Consider the following 19,847-nt stretch of genomic DNA (forward strand, 5'->3'; position numbering starts at 1 on the left):
ATGACAGACGCCCCGATGAAAAACAGTGTGCAATACGATGTCGTTGTCATTGGCGGCGGGGCGTCCGGTCTGATGTGTGCTGCCACGGCCGCCTATCGCGGGCGCCGGGTCCTGCTGCTGGAACATACGCGTAAAATCGGTCGTAAGATTCTGATGTCGGGAGGCGGGCGGTGCAACTTCACCCACCTGCACAACACCGCGGCCAACTTCCTGTCCGATAACCCCCATTTTTGTAAATCGGCGCTCAGCCGGTTCAGCGCATCAGATTTTGTCGAACTGGTGGATCGGCATGGCATCGAGTACCACGAAAAGACTCCGGGGCAGCTGTTCTGTAACGAGTCCAGCAAGGAGATTCTGCAGCTCCTGCTGACCGAGTGCGAGTGGTCCGGCGCTGAACTGATGACGGAAACGTCGGTTTTTGCGGTGGAACAAGGGCCAAGTGGATATCACCTGAGAACGTCACGCGGGCAGTTTGATACCGAGTCGCTGGTGATCGCGACTGGTGGCTTGTCGATACCCAATGGTGGCGCAACCGGCTTCGCCTATGAGGTAGCTGAACAGTTTGGTCTTGGCGTAACACCCCGGCAGGCGGCACTGGTGCCGTTCACTCTTCAGCCTGACCTGCTGGAACATCTCAAACCCTTGTCCGGCGTGTCTCAACCGGTCAGCGTCAGCTGCAACGGCATGCAGTTCAATGAAAATCTGTTGCTCACCCACCGCGGCATGAGTGGCCCGGCCATTTTGCAGATATCTTCCTACTGGTCACCGGGCGATGAGATTGAAATAGACCTCGTGCCCTCGGTCGATCTTGAGGCGTGGCTCAAGGAGCAGCGTCAACAGCGCCCCAAGGCCGAAATCCGAACGCTGATGTCACAGCACATGACGAAACGGCTCGCCCACACGCTGTGCGAGCTCTGGCAGTTTGGCGGTGAAATTGGTCAGTGCAGCAACGCACGCCTACAGGTGATCGCGGAGCAGTTCAAACACTGGCGCCTCAAGCCGTCCGGCACTGAAGGATACCGCACTGCGGAGGTGACCCTGGGCGGCATCGATACCAATGAAATTTCACAGAAAACTTTTGAGGCCAAAAAGGCGCCCGGGCTGTATTTCATTGGTGAGTGCCTTGATGTAACGGGACACCTGGGCGGGCACAATTTTCAGTGGGCCTGGGCATCCGGCTTTTGTGCCGGGCAGTTTGTCTGAAAATTCAGCACGACAGCTCCAGTTTCGATTCCATTCCTTAACCCGCTGCTTGCAATCGCCCGCCTGGAAGAGACATCACCTAAGCCTGAAAAAAATTTGATGAGGTTTCGTGACTCCATCGCATGATGGACTATGATGCTGATTGAAATCTTCTATTTTAATTAGTTATAAGCTTATGTGATTATGTTCTCAATGCAGGCGACCTGCAGATCATCGGATGAAACTGGAGAAATAACAGATGGCACTTCGTATCAATGACACCGTACCCAATCTTGATCTGAAAACCGATCAGGGCAACTTCAAACTGCATGACTTCATTGGTGACAGCTGGGCTATTCTGTTCAGCCACCCGAAGGACTTTACCCCCGTATGTACCACCGAATTTGGTGCAGTGGCCCAGCTGGCTGCCGAGTGGGAAAAGCGTGGTACCAAGGTGATCGGTCTGTCCGTCGACGGCGTTGATGAACATGTGGAATGGAAAGCCGACATCGAAACCTACTGCGGAGCACCCGCCAAGTTCCCGATCATCGCCGACGATGATCTGGCCGTTTCCAAGGCGCTGGACATGCTGCCGGCTGATGCATACCTGCCGGACGGCCGTACAGCTGCAGACTCAGCCAGTGTACGTGTTGTCTTTATCTTCAGCCCGGACAAGAAGCTGCAGCTGGCCATGACCTACCCGATGTCTGTGGGTCGTAACTTCGCGGAAGTGCTGCGTGCGCTGGATGCACTGCAGGCGACCTACCAGACACCGATCGCCACCCCGGCCAACTGGGAAACCGGTCAGGATGTGATCGTTGCCCTGTCACTGAATGATGATGAAGCCAAGGCGAAGTTTGGCGATATCGACATCAAACTGCCGTACCTGCGTACCACCAAGCAGCCGTCCTGATTCGGCGCCTCTGAACGCTCTCTGCGCCCTGCCTTGGCAGGGCGTTTTTGTATTCCGAGCAAGGCGGCACCCTCATGGGCGCTGACGGGTCGATGCTTCGATCCCGGCGGGGTATCCGTGCTAGAATGCCGGCCCACTCAATACCCGAGCCAGACAGACGCCTCATGGAAATCAAGGTCAATTTTCTCGACAACCTGCGACTTGAAGCCAAGTTCGACGACTTCACCGTAACGGCTGACCAGCCAATCCGCTACAAGGGCGATGGCTCGGCACCCAGCCCCTTTGATTACTTTCTGGCGTCGTCTGCGCTGTGTGCAGCCTATTTCGTAAAAGTCTACTGCAAGGCGCGAGATATCCCGACCGAAGATATTCGTCTGTCACAGAACAACATCGTCGATCCCGAAAATCGCTATAACCAGATTTTCCAGATACAGGTGGAGTTGCCGGACAGCATCTCCGAGAAAGACCGTCAGGGCATTCTGCGCTCCATTGATCGCTGCACCGTGAAAAAAGTGGTGCAGGAGGGACCCGAGTTCAAGATCGACCCGGTCGAGAGTCTGGACGAAGATTCCGCACTGCTGTTTTCGGATATGACCGATGGGGACGGGCGAACCTACATTCCGGGCAAGGACCTGCCGCTGGAAGACACCATCAAGAACATGACCGCAGTGCTGGAGCAGCTGGGCATGAAGATCGAAGTGTCTTCCTGGCGCAATATCGTGCCCAACGTCTGGTCGTTGCACATCCGTGATGCGGCGTCCCCCATGTGCTTTACCAATGGCAAGGGTGCCAGCAAGGAAAGTGCACTCTGTTCGGCACTGGGTGAATTCATTGAGCGCGCCAGCTGCAATTTCTTCTACAACGACCACTATTTCGGAGAAGCGATCGCCAACAGCGAGTTCGTACACTACCCGAATGAAAAGTGGTTCAAGCCGGGGCCGAACGATGAGCTGCCCGACGGCCTGCTTGATGAATACTGCCTTGAGATCTACAACCCGGATGGCGAACTGCAAGCGTCCCATCTGATCGATACCAATTCGGGCCGGGTGGATCGAGGCATCTGTGCCATTCCCTACGTGCGCCAGTCAGACGGCGAAACCGTGTATTTCCCGTCCAACCTGATAGAGAACCTGTTCGTCAGTAACGGCATGAGCGCAGGTAACACCCTGCATGAAGCTCAGGTGCAGTGTCTTTCAGAGATTTTCGAACGGGCCGTCAAGCGGGACATTATCGAAAACGAAATCGCCTTGCCCGACGTGCCTCAGGCGGTGCTTGAACGATATCCGCACATTGTCGCCGGCATTCGTGGGCTGGAAGACCAGGGCTTCCCGGTACTGGTGAAAGATGCTTCTCTGGGCGGTCAGTTCCCCGTCATGTGCGTCACCCTGATGAACCCCAGAACCGGTGGCGTGTTTGCCTCCTTTGGGGCTCACCCCTGCTTTGAAGTGGCCCTTGAGCGCAGTCTGACAGAGCTTCTGCAGGGCCGCAGCTTTGAAGGGCTGAACGATGTACCTGCGCCGACCTTCAACTCACACGCGGTGACCGAGCCCAATAACTTTGTCGAACACTTCATCGACTCCACCGGCGTGGTGTCCTGGCGTTTCTTCAGTGCCCGCTCCGATTACGAATTCTGTGACTGGGACTTCTCCGGTACCAGCGAAGAGGAAAATGCGCGCCTGATGCAGATCCTCGAGCAACTGGGCAAGGAGGTCTACGTTGCCGTATTTGATGACCTGGGCGCCACCGCCTGCCGCATTCTGGTGCCGGACTATTCCGAAATCTATCCGGTCGAGGATCTGATCTGGGATAACACCAACAAGGCGCTCCTGTTCCGTGAAGATATCCTGAATATTCATCGGCTGGATGACGAAGCGCTGGCAGACCTTCTGGACCGCCTTGAGGAAAGCGAGCTGGATCATTACACCGAAGTGCCCACCCTGATCGGTATCGAGTTTGACGAGAATACCGTATGGGGGCAGCTCTGTGTGGGCGAGTTGAAGGGCATGATCCATCTGGCGCTGCAGGAGTACGATGAAGCCTACGATCTGGTATGCGAATTCCTCGACTACAACGACAATACGGTTGAGCGTGGCCTGTTCTACCAGGCACTGCGAGCGGTTCTGGAAATCGTGCTGGACGACACACTGGAACTGGAGGACTACCTGTATAACCTGACCCGCATGTTCGGCGAGTCGACCATGAACGATGTGGTCGGTCTGGTGTCGGGGGAGCAGCGTTTCCATGGCCTGACACCGACCAGCATGAAGCTGGAGGGGCTGGAGCGTCACCAGAAACTGATTGAAAGCTACACCAAACTGCATCAGCTCCGAGCTGCACGCGCCAGCAGCTGATTCGGTTATGCGTGCCTGCCGCGGGGGAGTGTACCTCCCCTCAGGCAGGCCATTGGGCCCAGCCCTGCCAACCCCGTTTGCCATCCAAATTCCACGCTGAATCAAAGCATTGGATCCAGGTTATAAACCAAAGCCTGACCAAACATCCCGCATCTTATCCTGTGCTCAGTTTCTACTACCAAGGGACCATGGTTTGGGTGCCAAGGTGTAATTCTGAGCAGCCGCGCTCTCGTTCATCATGTGCCTCAACAGCGTCGGGTCAGTGACTCGTCCCTTTGAGTTTCAAGTATTGATAACAAGAACGGTGAACGCACATGTCTAAGCTGAACAAGATTACAGGCCTGGCCGCCTCGGCTGCACTGGCTGCGGCAGTATCCGGAACGGCCCTGGCCCATGGTGACGTGACCCCCCAGGCCGTGGACACCACAGGCTTGAGCCCGCTGGGTGAAGAGTGGGCCGATACCAACCCCTACCGTGATTCTGACGATTTTGGACGTGCAGTGGAGATCGGCGCTTCCGCCTATAACCAGAACTGCGCACGCTGCCACGGTCTGGACGGCATTTCGGGCGGTATTGCTCCCGATTTGCGTTATCTGACCGCTGATTACGATGGCGACGAGTGGTTCAAGTACCGCGTGATCAATGGTGCAGTCAGGGATGGCAAGGTGTACATGCCCAAGATGGCCGAAACCTTGAGTCAGGAAGCGCTCTGGGCGATCCGCAGCTGGCTGGAGACGAAGTATGTTGAGGAATAAGCTGCTGACGCTGCTTGTCTCTCTTGCCATGAGCCTGCTCGCTTGCGAGCAGGCTTTTGCGCGTCTGCATGATGACGTCATGGCATCCGGTTATATCCGGATCGGCGTGTACAAGAACTTCCCGCCGTACTCGTTCATGCAGGAGGGAGAAGCCGCTGGTGTAGACATTGAAATCGCCCGCGAAATTGCGGACGCCTTCGATCTGGATCTGGAGCTTCACTGGATTACCCCCGATGAAAACCTGGAGGATGACCTGCGTAACAATGTCTGGAAAGGCCACTATCTGGACAAGGATGAAGACAATCCCCTGGCGATGAAGCAACTGGCAGACGTGATGCTGCGGGTGCCCTATGACAAGGCCTATGCCTACAAGCAGGACTCACTCGGCTATCTGATCAATGAACAGGTGGTGATGAAAGCCCCTTACCAGCAGGAGCGCTGGCAGGTGGCCTATGACGCCGATCGCCTGGATGCCGTACGCACGGTTGCGGTGTTTCAGTATGAACCTATCGGGGTCGAGATTGACAGCGTGCCCGCGTTCTATTTCACCTCCTCCATGGGCGGCCGGATGCGCAACATGACCCATCATTTTGCCACCCCGGCCAAGGCCTTTGAGGCGATGCAGTCGGGAGAGGTCGCGGCGGTCATGGCCATGCAATCGGAGATCGACTGGCTGCTGCATCAGGCTGACAACCCCCGATACCGGCTGGCTGAAAACGGATTCCCGACCATGGGCAGGCAGACCTGGGATATCGGCATCGCCATTCGGCAAACGGACCGCCAGCTGGGCTACGCTGTCGAATCTGTTCTGGACCGACTGATTCGTTCGGGAGAGATGGATGCCATCTTCGAACGCTATGGGCTGAGATATACCAAGCCGGAGTTTTACCAGGTGGCAGAGGAGGCTGCCGGTACCGACTGACACCTCAATACCTGCACAATAACAACAACAGGGGTACAACATGCGGATGCAATTTGGCCTGGCAGTAGGGGTAATGGCGCTGCTGCTGACAACTTCAACCCTGAGTGCGGCACAACCGCAAGACCCGCTCGATTCGGTGATGTGGGATTACACTCGGGAGATGTTTCTGGGCGATGAGCCCTATCAATTTGATGCTTCGATTGAAGTAAGCGTTCCGGCATTTGCCGAAGACCCTACTCAGGTACCTGTCACTATCGATGCGGGCGTACATGCCGGAAACATCGACAAGGTGGTGGTGTGGGCCGACCTCAACCCCATCCAGCATATCTTCAATTTCTATCCCGGTGAGGGGGCCAATCCCCGGGTTTCACTACGCATCAAGGTGCAGCAGAGTACAGCCATTCGCGCCGCGGTGAAAACCCGAGACGGCCACTGGCACGTGGGCTATGCACAGCTGGAAGCGGCGGGCGGCGGGTGCACGACCCCCAGCATGGGAAATGCTGATCCTTACTGGCAAAGCCATCTGGGTGAGATCCAGTCACGCCGTTTTCCATCTGTCTCCGGTCAGGACACCCGCTTCAAGTTCAAGGTGATCCACCCCATGGATACCGGGCTGGTGGATGCGATCCCCGAGTTCTATCTGGAGCAGGTTGAAGTGCGGGGTGCAGAGGGTGAGCCTGTTGTTCGTATGGAGCTCTCGCCCCCGGTGTCCGAGAACCCCGTGTTCACATTTGACCTTGAGGGGGATCAGCGCCAGTACAGGCTCTGGATGCGTGACAACGGTGGCAATGAGTTTGAGCAGGCCCTGTAGGAGGTGACATGAAATACCTGACAATGCTGGCACTGCTTCTGGCTCACCCCCTGTTGGCCGCGCCGCTCAGTTATAACCTGAACGCCCAACAGGTTGCGGACGATACCTGGTTTGTCGAGGGCAAAACCGAGGATTTCAGTTTTGAAAACGGCGGCAACATCGTCAATACGGCCTTTATCAGTACCGGTGACGGCGTAGTGGTATTGGATACAGGCGTATCGCGCCGTTACGGTGAAGAGTTGCGTCAACTGATCGAACAGACAACCAGTGAACCGATCAGGCTGGTGATCAACACGCATCAGCACCCGGACCACTTTCTGGGCAATCAGGCATTCAGCGACGTGACGATTGCTGCCCTTGGAACAACACGGGAGCAGATCCGCCGTCACGGGGACAGTTTTGCGGAAAACATGTACCGCCTGGTGGGCGACTGGATGCGCGGCACCGAGTCCGTGGTGCCGAACCAGACCCTTGAACCCGGAATATTTGAAATGGGGCAGCACCGTCTTGAGGTCATGTCTCTGACGGGGCACAGCGGTGCCGACCTGGTAATGCTGGACCATACCACCGGAGTGCTGTTTGCCTTTGATATGGTGTTTTACCAGCGGGCACTGACAACGCCTCATACGCCCGGACTTGAGCAGTGGGGCAGGGAGATTGAACAGTTGCGCGAGCTGCCTTTCAGGCTGCTGCTGCCCGGGCATGGTCCCGTGGTGGAGGGGCATCTGGCGCTTGATCAGATGCAGGCCTATCTCCAATGGCTGGATACAACCTTGACTGAGGCAGCCAACAGCGGCCTTAGCATGACTGAAACCATGCAGTTACCCATTCCGGAACGCTTCAGCAGTATCGCGCTGCATCAGATCGAGTTCGAGCGCTCAGTGTTCCATCTATACCCTCACTACGAGGAAGCCGCCTTCGATGGCAAGCCCTGACCTTGATTGGACGCCCAGAAGCCCCGTATGACGGGGCTTTTTTGTGGGTATTACTACCAAGTGAGGATAAAACTGCTTCGGCGGTTCAATTGTGGGATCTGGCGTCAAATTCAAGAATGCCCGAACGGGTCGGGCATTTTCCCGACTGCTCCTGGAAAACAAAAAAATCCTAAAAGGGGACAGCGATGAAGAAATTTGGCCGCAGCACAGGCTTTGCCGTATCCACGCTCGTGGCTGCCATGTCCTTTGCCGGAATGGCGCAGGCAGGCATCACTGACAAGGATATTCTGGCCGACCAGATGACGACGGACGATGTCGTTTCCAACGGTCTGGGTCCGCGAGGGCAGCGTTACAGCCCGCTGGCAACACTGAACACCGAAACCGTCAAGGAGTTGCGTCCGGTCTGGTCATTCTCCTTCGGTGGCGAAAAGCAGCGTGGTCAGGAATCACAGCCGATGGTAAAGGACGGCGTCATGTACGTGACCGGCTCCTATTCCCGTGTATTTGCCATCGATGCTAAAACCGGTGAAGAGCTCTGGGAATACAACGCACGCCTGCCGGATGGCATCATGCCCTGCTGTGACGTGATCAACCGTGGTGTCGCGCTGTATGACGACCTGGTGATCTTTGGCACTCTGGACGCCAAGCTGGTGGCATTGAACAAGGACACCGGCAAGGTCGTGTGGAAGAAGAAAGTGGCCGACTACAAGGAAGGCTACTCGCTTACGGCAGCACCGCTGGTCGTCAAGGGCAAGGTCATTACCGGTGTATCCGGCGGGGAATTCGGTATCGTGGGCAAGGTAGAAGCCTATGATGCCAAGACAGGCGATATTGTCTGGACGCGTCCCACCGTGGAAGGCCACATGGGCTACATCTGGAAAGATGGCAAGAAAGTGGAAAACGGCATTTCAGGTGGCAAACCGGGTCAGACTTGGCCGGGTGATCTCTGGAAAACCGGGGGCGCAGCAACCTGGCTGGGTGGCACCTACGATCCTGAAACGGACCTGATGTTCTTCGGTACCGGTAACCCGGCCCCCTGGAACTCTCACCTGCGCCCGGGCGATAACCTCTTCTCCTCTTCACGTCTGGCGATCGACCCCGATACTGGCAAGATCGTATGGCATTTCCAGACCACACCGCATGATGGCTGGGATTTCGACGGCGTTAACGAACTGATCTCCTTTGATTACTCGGAGGGGGGCAAAACCGTTAAAGCAGCTGCCACCGCAGACCGTAACGGCTTCTTCTACGTCCTGAACCGTGAGAACGGTGATTTCATCCGTGGCTTCCCGTTCGTGGACAAGATCACCTGGGCTGAGGGTCTGGATGACCAGGGTCGACCGATCTTCAAAGAGGGCGGGCGCCCGGGCAACCCGGCAGACACCGATGGCAAGAAGGGTGAACCAGTCGTATCCGCACCTTCATTCCTGGGCGGCAAGAACTGGATGCCGATGGCGTACAGCCAGGATACTGGTCTGTTCTACGTGCCGTCCAACGAGTGGGCCATGGATATCTGGAACGAGCCGGTCTCCTACAAGAAAGGGGCTGCGTACCTGGGTGCCGGATTCACCATCCGTCCCATGAACGATGACTACATCGGCGTACTGCGTGCGATCGACCCGAAAAACGGCAAAGAGGTCTGGCGCTACGAGAACTATGCACCGCTTTGGGGGGGCGTTCTGGCCACCAAGGGGAATCTGGTCTTTACCGGTAATCCGGAAGGCTACCTGATGGCGTTCGACGCCAAGAGCGGCGAAATGCTGTACAAGTTCCAGACCGGTTCCGGCATCGTGGGCTCACCCATCACCTGGGAGATGGACGGTGAGCAGTACGTATCCGTCGTATCCGGCTGGGGTGGTGCAGTACCCTTGTGGGGGGGTGAAGTGGCCAAGCGTGTCAAACACCTGAACCAGGGCGGTTCGGTCTGGACCTTTAAACTGCCCAAAGAGAGCTGATTACATCACCTGATGGCTCTAAAGCCCTGTCGGGAAACCGGCGGGGCTTTTTGCGTTAAAGGAACCGGTCGGGCAGGTGCAGCCCTCATCCTTAAGTAGTAAAAACAGAAAGCCTGCATGACATCCCACTCTGTATTGCACTGAATTGTCTTTTAAAACAATTGGATAGCAAAACTAGATGCGGCTGTTTAAGCGACTGAAGTAGCATTACGGCCAGCATTGAACAGCAGATACAATTGAAACGTGTTATTTCAGCGCGAGTAAACTCGATGAACGCGCCACTTATTCAAAGCCCTGTTCGGTCCGCCATGTCATCCAGTCGCGATGCCCGGCTGGCGGCTCGGGAACTGGCCCAACAGCTGGCCCATCCTGACCTGGGGTTCGTACTGTTTTTCTGCTCGGCAGAGTATGAACTGGATACGCTGTCAGTCGCACTGGAAGCCGCGTTTCCCGGTATCCGGATGGCAGGCTGTACAACGGCAGGAGAGCTGACCCCCCGTGGATACGATCAGGGCACCGTTACGGCACTGGGTTTCGATAAAAATCTCTTTGCCATTGAAGTGGCACTGGTTGAGGAGCTGGAATCATTCCAGTTGACCAATGCCCAGCAGCTGGTCGATCAGCTGATCAGCGAGTGTCGCGCGTCAAAAGTTGCCCCTATCAAGGGCCATTCCTTTGCGCTGACCTTGCTGGATGGTCTGTCCAGCCAGGAAGAGCAGGTGCTGGTAACACTGGACTCGGTGTTGGGCAGCATTCCGCATTTTGGCGGCTCCGCAGGGGATGACATCCATCTGACCGGCACGCACGTCTACTATGAGGGTGCCTTCAGAACGCAGGCAGCCGTTGTGGTGCTGTTCAATACACCACTGGACTTTGAAGTCTTTACCACCCATCACATGCGCAGCCTGAACGAAAAGCTGGTTGTTACCCAGGCTGATCCATCCACGCGCACCGTATACGAGTTGAATGCCGAGCCGGCCGCGCTGGAGTACGCGCGCCTGATCGGTGTGGCGCCGGAAGCACTCGACTTCAATACCTTTGCGCTCAACCCTCTGGCCGTCCGCATTGGTCAGGACTATTTCGTGCGTTCCATCCAGAAAGTGAACCCTGACCTGAGCCTGACCTTCTACTGTGCGGTTGAGAACGGTATTGTGCTCACGGCCATGCAGCCTGAAGGCATGCTGAACAACCTGGGACAGCGGTTTGAGCAGATCGAAGCCACCATGGGCAAGCCACTGATCACCATTGGCTGTGACTGCTTTCTGCGCCGACTGGAAGCCGAGTGCCATGGCCGTTCCGCCGAAACCTCCGAATTTCTGGTCGAGCATAATGTGGTCGGGTTCAATACCTATGGCGAACAGTACGATGGCATGCATATCAACCAGACCTTTACCGGGGTCGTGATCGGTCAGAACCAACATGACTACTGAAATGTCGCCGGATGCGATGCGTCAGCGCATTGCCGAACTGGAGCAGGAAAACACCAAGCTCAAGCGGGTCAAGGCCGCGCTGATCGAACGGGTTGAGTCCAGCAGTACCGTCCGAGCAGCCCCTTATGCCGCCTTTGAGCACTCGGTGGTGCTGGCCGAACAGGTGCGTGAACGCACGGAGGCCCTGAACGCGGCGCTGGCGGAACTCAAGCGCAGCAACTATGCACTCAAACAGGCCAACCAGGAGGCGGCCACGGCTCACCAGCGGCTTATCGATGCCATTGAAAGCATTTCCGACGGCTTCGTACTGTTTGATTCAGAGCGCCGCATCCTGCTGTTCAACAGCCATTTTCGTGAATACTGGTCCGGTACCGGGACTCATATCGAGCGCGGCACCACAATTCAGGACGTCAAGCGGCTGGCGCGGGATGCCGGTGTGGTCGTGGAGGAGCACGAAGGTCGTGGCGATAATGCCACCGTATTCCGGTTGGCAGACGAGCGCTGGGTACAGGTCAGTGAACGGCATACCGGCGATGGCGGGCTGGTCGTCCTGTATACGGACATCACCGAGATCAAGGCCAGTGAGGCCGCACAGCGCGAACAGGCGCTGGCACAGAAAAGCCGTCAGCTTCAGCGCACGGTTGATAACCTGTCGCAGGGCGTTGCGCTGATCAATGCGGCCGGGCTGCTGGAAGTCTGGAATGATCGTTTTTGTGAACTGGTCGGCCTTGAGGCCAGTGCCGAAGTGCCTTTTGCCGAGCTGATGGAAGGTTCGGAAGTCGCACTGCTGACACCTGATACCCCGGGCGCAGACGGGCAGGCGCTGTTTGAACTGGAGCAACGGCTGGCGGATGGACGGGTGCTGGAGATCAAAACCCATCCCATGCCCTCCGGCGGTTTTGTAAACACCTATACCGATATCACCGAGCGTTACCGTTATGCCGAATCATTGCGGGAAAACGAGCACTGGCTGCGCCTGATAACGGACCATATTCCGGCCTTGATCGCCTATGTCGGGGCCGATGAATGCTTCCAGTTTACCAACCAGGTATACGATGACTGGTATGGCTGGCCGCGCGGCAGTTTGATTGGTCAGAGTATTCGCCAGGTCCACGGTGAGCGGCTGTATACGCGACTGGAGCCGCACATACGTCAGGCCTTTGCCGGTGAAAACGCCACCTTTGAGATTGATGAATGCAATGCGGCGGGGGATAACCGCCACATGCTCAAGTCCTACGTGCCCAACCGGGACGGTGACGGCAGGACCGTCGGCTTCTTTGTCCTGATTCGCGATATCACTGAGCGCAAACGGACTGCTCTGGCACTGCAGGAGGCCTATCAGAACCTTGAACAACGGGTAAAGGAGCGCACCTCCGAGCTGACCGAGGTTAACGGTCAACTCAGGCAGGAAATTGATGAAAGACGCCTGATCGAAGCTCGCCTGTTGGAGGCCAAGCAGGATGCCGAGCAGGCCAACCTGTCGAAAAGCAAGTTTCTGGCGGCTGTCAGTCATGACCTCTTGCAGCCGTTGAATGCGGCACGGCTGTTTACCGGTGCCTTGCTGGAGCAGCCCATGCCGGAGCGTATCAGTGATCTGGTCTGTTCGGTCAGTAACTCGCTGCAGGACGTGGAAACCCTGCTCGGCACGCTGGTCGATATTTCCAAGCTTGACGCCGGTGTGATCAAGCCCGATGTGGCGCCATTCCGGTTGAATGAACTGCTGGATACGCTGGCGGCTGAATACCATCAGGTAGCTTCGGCCGATGGGCTCAGGTTCCGTTTTCGAGGCACGGATGCGGTCGTGTTGAGTGACGCAACGCTGCTGGCACGCATACTCCGAAACTTCCTGACCAACGCCTTGAGATACACGGATATCGGCGGGGAGGTGCTGCTTGGGTGTCGCAGACGCGATAACTCGGTGCTGATCGAAGTCTGGGATACGGGTTCCGGCATTCCGGCAGACAAGCTGACCGAGATATTCCAGGAGTTCCGTCGCATCCCCCGTGGCCGCCAGCAGCAGGACAAGGGGCTGGGGCTGGGCCTTGCCATCGTGGACAAGGTGAGTCGCATGCTGGAGCACCCCGTGCGGGTGCGATCGCGGCAGGGCAAGGGCTCGGTGTTCTCCGTGGAAGTGCCACTGGGCCGTCTCAAGCCGGAATCCTTTTCACCTCGCCTGCAGGAACCCGGTATCGACAGTCAGTTGCAGGGAGCCCGTATCTGGATGATCGACAACGATGCCTCCATCTGTGACGGCATGGCGACCCTGCTCAACGGATGGGGCTGCGAAGTGGTCACGGCCTATGGTCTGGAGGACCTGCAGCAACGGGTCTCGGTGGGGCAGGCGGAGCTTGACCTGCTGATTGCCGACTACCATCTGGATAATGGTGAAACCGGTATGGACCTGGTACGGAGCGTGTTGCAGCAGCGTCTTGAAGCGCCGCCGGTGCTCATGATCACCGCCAACTACAGCAATGAGCTGAAGCAACAGGTCAAGCAGGAAGGGTATCTGTTGATGAACAAGCCGATCCGGCCGTTGAAGCTGAAGGCAACCCTGGGTCACCTGTTGCAGCAACGCCGGCCCTAGCCGGCGCTGTTGCAAAGCGCCTTATCGGCGCAGGTACTGGGCGAAGTCGATATCGCTGGCCGATAGAATGGCCTGCACGCGGTTGTGCACTCCAAGCTTGCGCAGAATGGCCGATACGTGTGCCTTGACGGTCGTCTCGGCGATATGGAGGTTGTAGGCGATCTGCTTGTTGGATTCCCCCTTGGCCATGCGCTCAAGCACCAGCAGCTGCCGACGGGTGAGGGAGGAGAGCAGCTCGGGGGCAATCTGAGGATGCTCGCTGGCCCGGCGGTTGCGGCGGCCACTATCCTGATCAGACTGGCGAATAATATCGGAAGGCAGATATACGTTACCCTGCAGTATCTGCTCCAGTGCTTCGGTCATCTGTGCACGAGGTGAGGATTTGGAAATAAATCCGACCGCTCCGCAGGTAATCGCCTGCAGTACGATCTGCTTGTCATCTTCCGCGGACACGATCACCACGGGAATGGTGGGCGCTTCGTTTCTGAGAGAGATGAGACCGTTCAAGCCATGCATGCCGGGCATATTCAGATCCAGCAGAATGAGGTCGAGGTCATCATGGGTTTGAGCCAGTGAAAGGGCGGTCTCCAGGTCTTCGGTTTCCAGGGTCTCGGCTTCAGGAAAGCCGGTTTCTATCACGTTGGTGATCGCCTCCCTGAAAAGCGGATGATCATCGGCAATCAAGATCTTGTACACGTCTCAGTCCCCATTATCGTTATTATCAAAGGTCATCAGGACGGTCCGTATCCTGGGTGTTTCGGCTTGCCGGCAAAGGGACAGGGTGCGCGGGCACGAGTTCATGGTCAGACTCGCGCCAGCCATCTGTCCCTTCGGCAAACCAGAACAGGTTACTGTAACCCCAGCTGCTCGCCCGCTTGACCGCATTCCATGACATCCAACAGTCGGCTGTGCAATAAACCACAACTGGGAACTGCTTGTCACTACCCGTAAGACGGGCCAGATGTTCACGAAAGTATGCGCTCCATTGTGCATCCAGCTCGCCCAGCCCCACGTTGGGAAGCCAGATACTGCCGGGCAGGTTGTACCGCTGGCGGGTTTGCAAAAAAATGCCACTTTGCCAGCGCACCGGTTGCACATCGAGCAGGGCGGGCGGTGAGGGGGAGGCAAGCATCTCGGCAAGCGTCCCGGCGTCGATCCGAACACCGCCTTCGGCTTGCTCGGGTGTCGGGCTTTTGTAGCGGCCAATACGGTAGCCTTCCCAGGAAAAGTACAGGCCTGCTTCTGTAGCAGAGTGCACGGCCGGTGTGGCCAACAGTGCCACCCATACCACGCTTGACCAACAGGTGCTCGGCAAATACGGCATAAACATGTCTCCCTGACGCTATTACACCGGTATGAACCTGCCGGGGAAATTACACGTTGGCGTCAAAAAACCAGTACTGAAGTAGTAGTTTTCAGATTGGCTGCCAGCGGCCTGATCCTGAGCATTGTCCATTGTGCGGCCACTGGCTAGGATAAAGAGATCAAAGACCTGCCGAGACCTGCCATGCTTCAGGAAAGACGAATATACCCGCGTGTTCCGTGCCAGCTTCCTGCGGAACTTGAAACCTCCACCGGCGAACTGATCGACGTGACTGTCGTAAATATCAGTCGCAGTGGTTTGCATGTTGAGGGCGGGCCCGAGCTGACCGGCTTGCAGCCTCCCCAGGGGTTGGGCGCCACGGAAATATGGTTGCATTTCGGCCTTGATCAGCAAGCGCTGCATTGTCACTGTCGCATTGTGTATAAACGGCGTAATGCACATGACAACATTGGCCTTGGCCTGCATTTGGTATCAACCGATGCAGCGACGCTCAAGGTGATTGAAGAATATGTCCATCAGCACTTGCAGTAAGGCCGCCGAGGCATGATTCTCAAACCCTGGCAGTGGTGCCTGGTTGCCCTGTTGTGTCTCGGGCTATGGCTGGTCAGACTTGAGCCCACAGCACCTCCAGCTGATCTGCCACCTGTGACGGTTGAACCGGTACCGCAAGCCCCTTCTCAGCAGAGGCTTGGCACCAATGCCAAGGTTCCGTTTGAGAACTATCAACTGAGCCTGCTGGCCGAGTTTGCGCTGGATGCCCGGATTCTGGGCCGGGAAGACTACTTCATGGATCGGGAAAGTGATCTGGCGCCCTGGGACTTTGCATTGGGCTGGGGCGAGATGGCAGTGGCTGACATTGCCAACCAGTTTTCCATTCGTCAGTCAGGACGTTGGTACTACTGGAAATCCGACCGGCTGCCGATACCCAGGCGGGTTGTCGAAACCAGCAGTGCCAATATGCATCTGATCCCGGCAGACAGTCGCATTCGGGAAAAGCTTGAAGCGCTGAGCGAAGGTGATCGTCTCAGGCTCAAGGGCTTTCTGGTTGAAGCGCGTGCTGATGACGGCTGGCGCTGGCGCAGCTCGCTGACGCGCGAGGATACCGGTAATGGCGCGTGCGAGCTGGTGCTGGTCACGGAGGTCAACTGAGCCTGTCAGGGTTTCAATTTCAACCGCTTGCGATGCTCAGCCACCACGTTGATGAAGTTTCCGCTCAACATGACCACGGCCCCCAGCACCACGTATATGTCGATCATCTCCTCATAAAACAGAAAACCGACCAGGGCGATGAGTGGCAGTCGCATGAAGTCCATGGGGACAACTACTGTGGCATCGGCCAGTTTCAGCGCACGTGCCATGCAGTAATGGGCGCTCATGGCGGTTACCCCAACCAGCAGGATCCAGGGGAGGGTATGCAGGCCCGGTGTTTTCCAGTCGATCAGGGAGGGAATCATGCCCATTGGGAGCTGCATGAGCGTCATGTAGAAGAGGATGCACAAGGGTGTTTCCGTCGTGGACAGCGACTTTGTCTGGATGTAGGAAAGTGCGTAGCCGAAAGCCCCACCCAAGACGGCAAAGGCGGCCGGGTGAGCCACGCCCAGCCCGGGCCTCAGAATCAGCAAAAGGCCGGTAATCCCCAGCAGCAGGGCTGAGAGTCGGGGCAATGTCAGGCGTTCCCCCAGAATCAGCGCTGCCAGCAGTGCGGTCCAGATGGGGGCGGTAAACTCAATGGCGATCACCTCGGCCAGTGGAATAAACGCCAGCCCGAAAAACCAGCCGTACTGGCCACCAAAGTGCGCCAGGTTGCGAATCAGGTGTGCCCCGGTGCGCTCTGTACGGATCTGACCCCAGCCGGAGCGTGTCACCAGCGCGCCGATGAGGAGCACGCCCACCACGCTGCGGAAGAACAGAATTTGATAGGTGGTGAACTCACCGGACAATTCACGCCCGGATACAGCCATGGCCATAAATGAAAACAGGGCGCCGCACATCCAGAGCGCTGCCTGAAAAACCGCGGGGGCATTCATGATTCAGTCCTGAAAAAGCCCTAAGACTAGCAACTCTGTCTGGGGAAATGAACTTCAAACTGCTAGGCTTGGCAGGTCGTTTCGGTACAAGGGGAGCAGGATGTCGAAAGGAAAGCTTACAGAGAACCTGTACGAGAAGCTGATGAACGAGGAAGATGCCCGCGCCTGCAAGGCAATCGATGAGCGGGCCTGTCAGGAGGTTCCGGGCAATTTCTTTTTGATGGTGTTAAGCCAGTTTCTGACCAAGCTGGGTGACGCCCTGGCCAACCCGAAAGTGGTGTTACCTGCGGTCATGGAAGCCGTGAGCGCGCCGCTTTATCTGATCGGTTTTCTGGTACCGATTCGAGAATCAGGCTCCCTGATGCCTCAATTGCTGATCGCCGGGTACGTGCGCAAGCTGGCCATTCGTAAATGGTCCTGGGTACTGGGCAGTCTGATGCAGGCGGTCTGTATTCTGTCTATCGGTCTGGTTGCCTGGCAACTGGAAGGCGCGACCGCGGGGTGGTCAATTATTGCCTTGCTGATCGCCTTCAGCCTGGCGCGCGGGCTTTGCTCGGTCGCCTCCAAAGACGTAATGGGCAAAACCATTCCCAAAACGCGGCGTGGGCGTGTGAACGGCTGGTCTGCCAGTGCTGCAGGGCTGGTGACGCTGGGCGTGGGTGCGTTTCTGATTCTGCAGAACGGGCACTCGCAGATGGCGGCTGTAAGCTTTGGCGTATTGCTGGGGGCGGCTGGCTGCCTCTGGATCGTGGCGGCACTGACCTATGGGCGCATTCAGGAGTTTCCCGGTGAAACCGATGGGGGTGTGAACGGCATCACCGAGGCGATTCGCAAGCTGGATATTCTGCGCACTGATCGCAACTTCCGCCTGTTCGTCATTACCCGTTCTCTGTTCCTGTGCTCGGCACTGACAGCCCCTTACTATGTCATTCTGGCCCAGCAGGCGCGTGACAGCTCACCCTCTCTGCTGGGCCTTTTCATTATTGCCAGCGGTACGGCCAGTCTCGTATCCGGGCCTTTCTGGGGGCGTTTTGCGGATATCTCCAGTAAAACGGTCATGTCGTCTGCCGCACTGATGTCCGCCCTGATGGGCGTTATGGTGTGGGCGGTTGCCGTCTGGTTGCCAGACTGGCTGTTGCTCTCCTGGTTGATTCCGCTGGCCTATTTTGGACTCAGCATTGCACACCAGGGTGTCAGGGTCGGGCGCAAGACGTTTGTTGTGGACATGGCCGAAGGGAACCGCAGAACGGACTACGTTGCCGTCAGTAATACCGTGATCGGCGTGGTGCTCTTGATCATGGGGTTTACGGGGGCTTTGAGTGTGGCTGTCTCCATTGAGACGATCATTCTGTTGTTGTCGCTGATGGGACTTGCAGGAGTGCTCATCTCCAGGCAGTTGCCGGATGTGTAATGCTGCGCCTTAGTCGCAGGGCTTAAGCTGAATCAGGCGTTGCATATCGGTGTCCTGAATCAGGTCCGAGAGGCTGTAGCGGGACAGAACGTCAAAAAATGCCTGCTGAGCTTCGGCCAACACGCCCTGTAGCCGACAGTGACCGCTGAGGCGGCAGGGCGGGGCTTCACAGTCAACCAAAGGGTCGGTACCTTCCGTGTGTCTCAACAACTGACCAATATTGACCTCATGCGGATTGATGGCCAGTCGAAAGCCGCCTTTTTTGCCTCTGAATGTTTGCAGGTAGCCAAGTTTGCCCAGTGCATGAACGACCTTGCGCAAGTGCTCCAGCGAAATGCCGTAAAAGTGGGCGACTTCAGCGAGATTGGACAGGCGATCATTATGAATGGCGGTGAAAAACAATACGCGAAGCGCGTAGTCCGAGAAACGGCTCAGCTGCATGGAGATACCTGAAATCACTGTGTTCATCAGGATGATACAAAACTGCGTCCTCGCTTGTCGCGGGGTATTGCGTTAAACGCGGTAAAGGATAACAATGCACTCAGGTGATCCCCACCTGATCCTTTTTGAGGTGCACTCCCTTATGCAATTCAACCAGACAGCAGGCTTGCCTGTGGCCCGCCTGGGCATGGGCCCGTTCGCCATTCGCTGAGTTGATACTGGCCTGTATCCCTCAGCAGGCCAGCGGGTGCATTTCTCACTCATTTCGTCCATAAGACTCCGGTGCTGCCGGGGCTGATCTTTTTGTTTAAACGGAGTACATATCATGGCGGAGATGCCGTGCGTTGTGGTATCTGAAAAGGATATCGACCAACTGGAAGCCTTGCTTGAGCGCAAGGAATACCGTGACAACCCCGGGCTGGATGCGTTGCGCTCGGAATTGGCACGTGCGGACGTGTTGCCTGAAGCCGAGATGCCTGACAACGTGGTGCGCATGAATGCGCGGGTAACTTTTGAAGTGGAAGAAACGGGACAGCAATTTCAGCGTCAGTTGCTGTACCCGCACCAGTTGTCTGGCTCCGAGCACCCCATATCCATCATGGCGCCGATTGGCTCAGCTCTGCTGGGGCTGCGAGTGGGCGAAACCATTGACTGGACTCTGCCGGGCGGCAAGCACAGTCATGTGCGTATTATCGAAGTGAGCTGAAACAAAAAAAGCCGGCATCAAGCCCACTGCTGTCCCATAGTTTTCGATCATAAAGGGATCCTCATTTGAGGGTCCCTTTTTTGTGGCTTTAGTGGAGGAG

Annotated in this window: 18 protein-coding genes; 14 read left to right on the forward strand and 4 right to left on the reverse strand. The window is 56.8% G+C overall.

The window, feature by feature from the left end; all coding sequences use genetic code 11:
- From H9C73_RS08195 to H9C73_RS08240, 10 genes are all read left to right on the forward strand, one after another.
- Positions 1 to 1,203, forward strand: coding sequence for a BaiN/RdsA family NAD(P)/FAD-dependent oxidoreductase (locus H9C73_RS08195; RefSeq protein WP_236014163.1), 1,203 nt, complete (start codon positions 1 to 3; stop codon positions 1,201 to 1,203).
- Between the two features lie 238 nt (positions 1,204 to 1,441).
- The gene (locus H9C73_RS08200; protein ID WP_209287326.1) at positions 1,442 to 2,095 is read left to right on the forward strand and encodes a peroxiredoxin; all 654 of its coding nucleotides are present in this window, start codon (positions 1,442 to 1,444) and stop codon (positions 2,093 to 2,095) included.
- A gap of 164 nt (positions 2,096 to 2,259) precedes the next feature.
- Positions 2,260 to 4,446: an OsmC domain/YcaO domain-containing protein gene (locus H9C73_RS08205; protein WP_209287327.1), complete on the forward strand. Its 2,187-nt coding sequence runs from the start codon at positions 2,260 to 2,262 to the stop codon at positions 4,444 to 4,446.
- A 314-nt stretch (positions 4,447 to 4,760) separates the two neighbouring features.
- Entirely contained in the window at positions 4,761 to 5,201 is a 441-nt protein-coding gene (gene pedF, locus H9C73_RS08210; RefSeq protein ID WP_209287328.1) for a cytochrome c-550 PedF, read from the forward strand.
- Positions 5,188 to 6,123: a transporter substrate-binding domain-containing protein gene (locus H9C73_RS08215; protein ID WP_209287329.1), complete on the forward strand. Its 936-nt coding sequence runs from the start codon at positions 5,188 to 5,190 to the stop codon at positions 6,121 to 6,123. Before pedF ends, H9C73_RS08215 begins: the two co-directional genes overlap by 14 nt.
- Positions 6,124 to 6,163: 40 nt before the next feature.
- Positions 6,164 to 6,934: a quinoprotein dehydrogenase-associated SoxYZ-like carrier gene (locus H9C73_RS08220; RefSeq protein WP_209287330.1), complete on the forward strand. Its 771-nt coding sequence runs from the start codon at positions 6,164 to 6,166 to the stop codon at positions 6,932 to 6,934.
- Positions 6,935 to 6,942: 8 nt separating this feature from the next.
- Complete coding sequence (locus H9C73_RS08225; RefSeq protein WP_209287331.1) at positions 6,943 to 7,869, forward strand: quinoprotein relay system zinc metallohydrolase 1; 927 nt, start codon at positions 6,943 to 6,945, stop codon at positions 7,867 to 7,869.
- 185 nt (positions 7,870 to 8,054) lie between these two features.
- Entirely contained in the window at positions 8,055 to 9,824 is a 1,770-nt protein-coding gene (locus H9C73_RS08230) for a PQQ-dependent methanol/ethanol family dehydrogenase (protein WP_209287332.1), read from the forward strand.
- Between the two features lie 269 nt (positions 9,825 to 10,093).
- A complete protein-coding gene (nosP, locus tag H9C73_RS08235; protein ID WP_209287333.1) occupies positions 10,094 to 11,254 on the forward strand; it encodes a nitric oxide-sensing protein NosP in 1,161 nt (386 codons plus the stop codon).
- Entirely contained in the window at positions 11,244 to 13,838 is a 2,595-nt protein-coding gene (locus H9C73_RS08240) for a hybrid sensor histidine kinase/response regulator (protein WP_236014164.1), read from the forward strand. Before nosP ends, H9C73_RS08240 begins: the two co-directional genes overlap by 11 nt.
- A 21-nt stretch (positions 13,839 to 13,859) precedes the next feature.
- Here the strand turns inward: H9C73_RS08240 and H9C73_RS08245 are convergent, their stop codons facing one another.
- Complete coding sequence (locus H9C73_RS08245) at positions 13,860 to 14,534, reverse strand: response regulator (protein ID WP_209287334.1); 675 nt, start codon at positions 14,532 to 14,534, stop codon at positions 13,860 to 13,862.
- A 25-nt stretch (positions 14,535 to 14,559) separates the two neighbouring features.
- Positions 14,560 to 15,162, reverse strand: a complete 603-nt coding sequence (locus tag H9C73_RS08250; RefSeq protein WP_236014165.1) for a rhodanese-like domain-containing protein — start codon at positions 15,160 to 15,162, stop codon at positions 14,560 to 14,562.
- A 183-nt stretch (positions 15,163 to 15,345) separates the two neighbouring features.
- Between H9C73_RS08250 and H9C73_RS08255 the strand changes: the two genes are divergently transcribed.
- Together H9C73_RS08255 and H9C73_RS08260 are read left to right on the forward strand one after the other, a co-directional pair.
- Positions 15,346 to 15,693, forward strand: coding sequence for a PilZ domain-containing protein (locus H9C73_RS08255; protein WP_209287336.1), 348 nt, complete (start codon positions 15,346 to 15,348; stop codon positions 15,691 to 15,693).
- Positions 15,694 to 15,705: 12 nt separating this feature from the next.
- On the forward strand, positions 15,706 to 16,311 hold the full coding sequence (locus tag H9C73_RS08260) for a hypothetical protein (protein WP_209287337.1): 606 nt from the start codon (positions 15,706 to 15,708) through the stop codon (positions 16,309 to 16,311).
- 5 nt (positions 16,312 to 16,316) lie between these two features.
- Here the strand turns inward: H9C73_RS08260 and H9C73_RS08265 are convergent, their stop codons facing one another.
- A complete protein-coding gene (locus tag H9C73_RS08265; RefSeq protein ID WP_209287338.1) occupies positions 16,317 to 17,189 on the reverse strand; it encodes a DMT family transporter in 873 nt (290 codons plus the stop codon).
- A 100-nt stretch (positions 17,190 to 17,289) separates the two neighbouring features.
- Between H9C73_RS08265 and H9C73_RS08270 the strand changes: the two genes are divergently transcribed.
- Positions 17,290 to 18,600 carry an MFS transporter gene (locus tag H9C73_RS08270; protein ID WP_209287339.1) on the forward strand — a complete coding sequence of 437 codons (1,311 nt, stop codon included), beginning with the start codon at positions 17,290 to 17,292 and terminating at the stop codon, positions 18,598 to 18,600.
- A 9-nt stretch (positions 18,601 to 18,609) separates the two neighbouring features.
- Here the strand turns inward: H9C73_RS08270 and H9C73_RS08275 are convergent, their stop codons facing one another.
- A complete protein-coding gene (locus H9C73_RS08275; RefSeq protein WP_236014166.1) occupies positions 18,610 to 19,068 on the reverse strand; it encodes an RrF2 family transcriptional regulator in 459 nt (152 codons plus the stop codon).
- 298 nt (positions 19,069 to 19,366) lie between these two features.
- Between H9C73_RS08275 and rnk the strand changes: the two genes are divergently transcribed.
- On the forward strand, positions 19,367 to 19,747 hold the full coding sequence (gene rnk, locus H9C73_RS08280; protein ID WP_209287340.1) for a nucleoside diphosphate kinase regulator: 381 nt from the start codon (positions 19,367 to 19,369) through the stop codon (positions 19,745 to 19,747).
- Positions 19,748 to 19,847 lie beyond the last annotated feature (100 nt).

The organism is Marinobacterium alkalitolerans, from assembly GCF_017776525.1.
In the GTDB taxonomy this organism is placed as follows: domain Bacteria; phylum Pseudomonadota; class Gammaproteobacteria; order Pseudomonadales; family Balneatricaceae; genus Marinobacterium; species Marinobacterium alkalitolerans.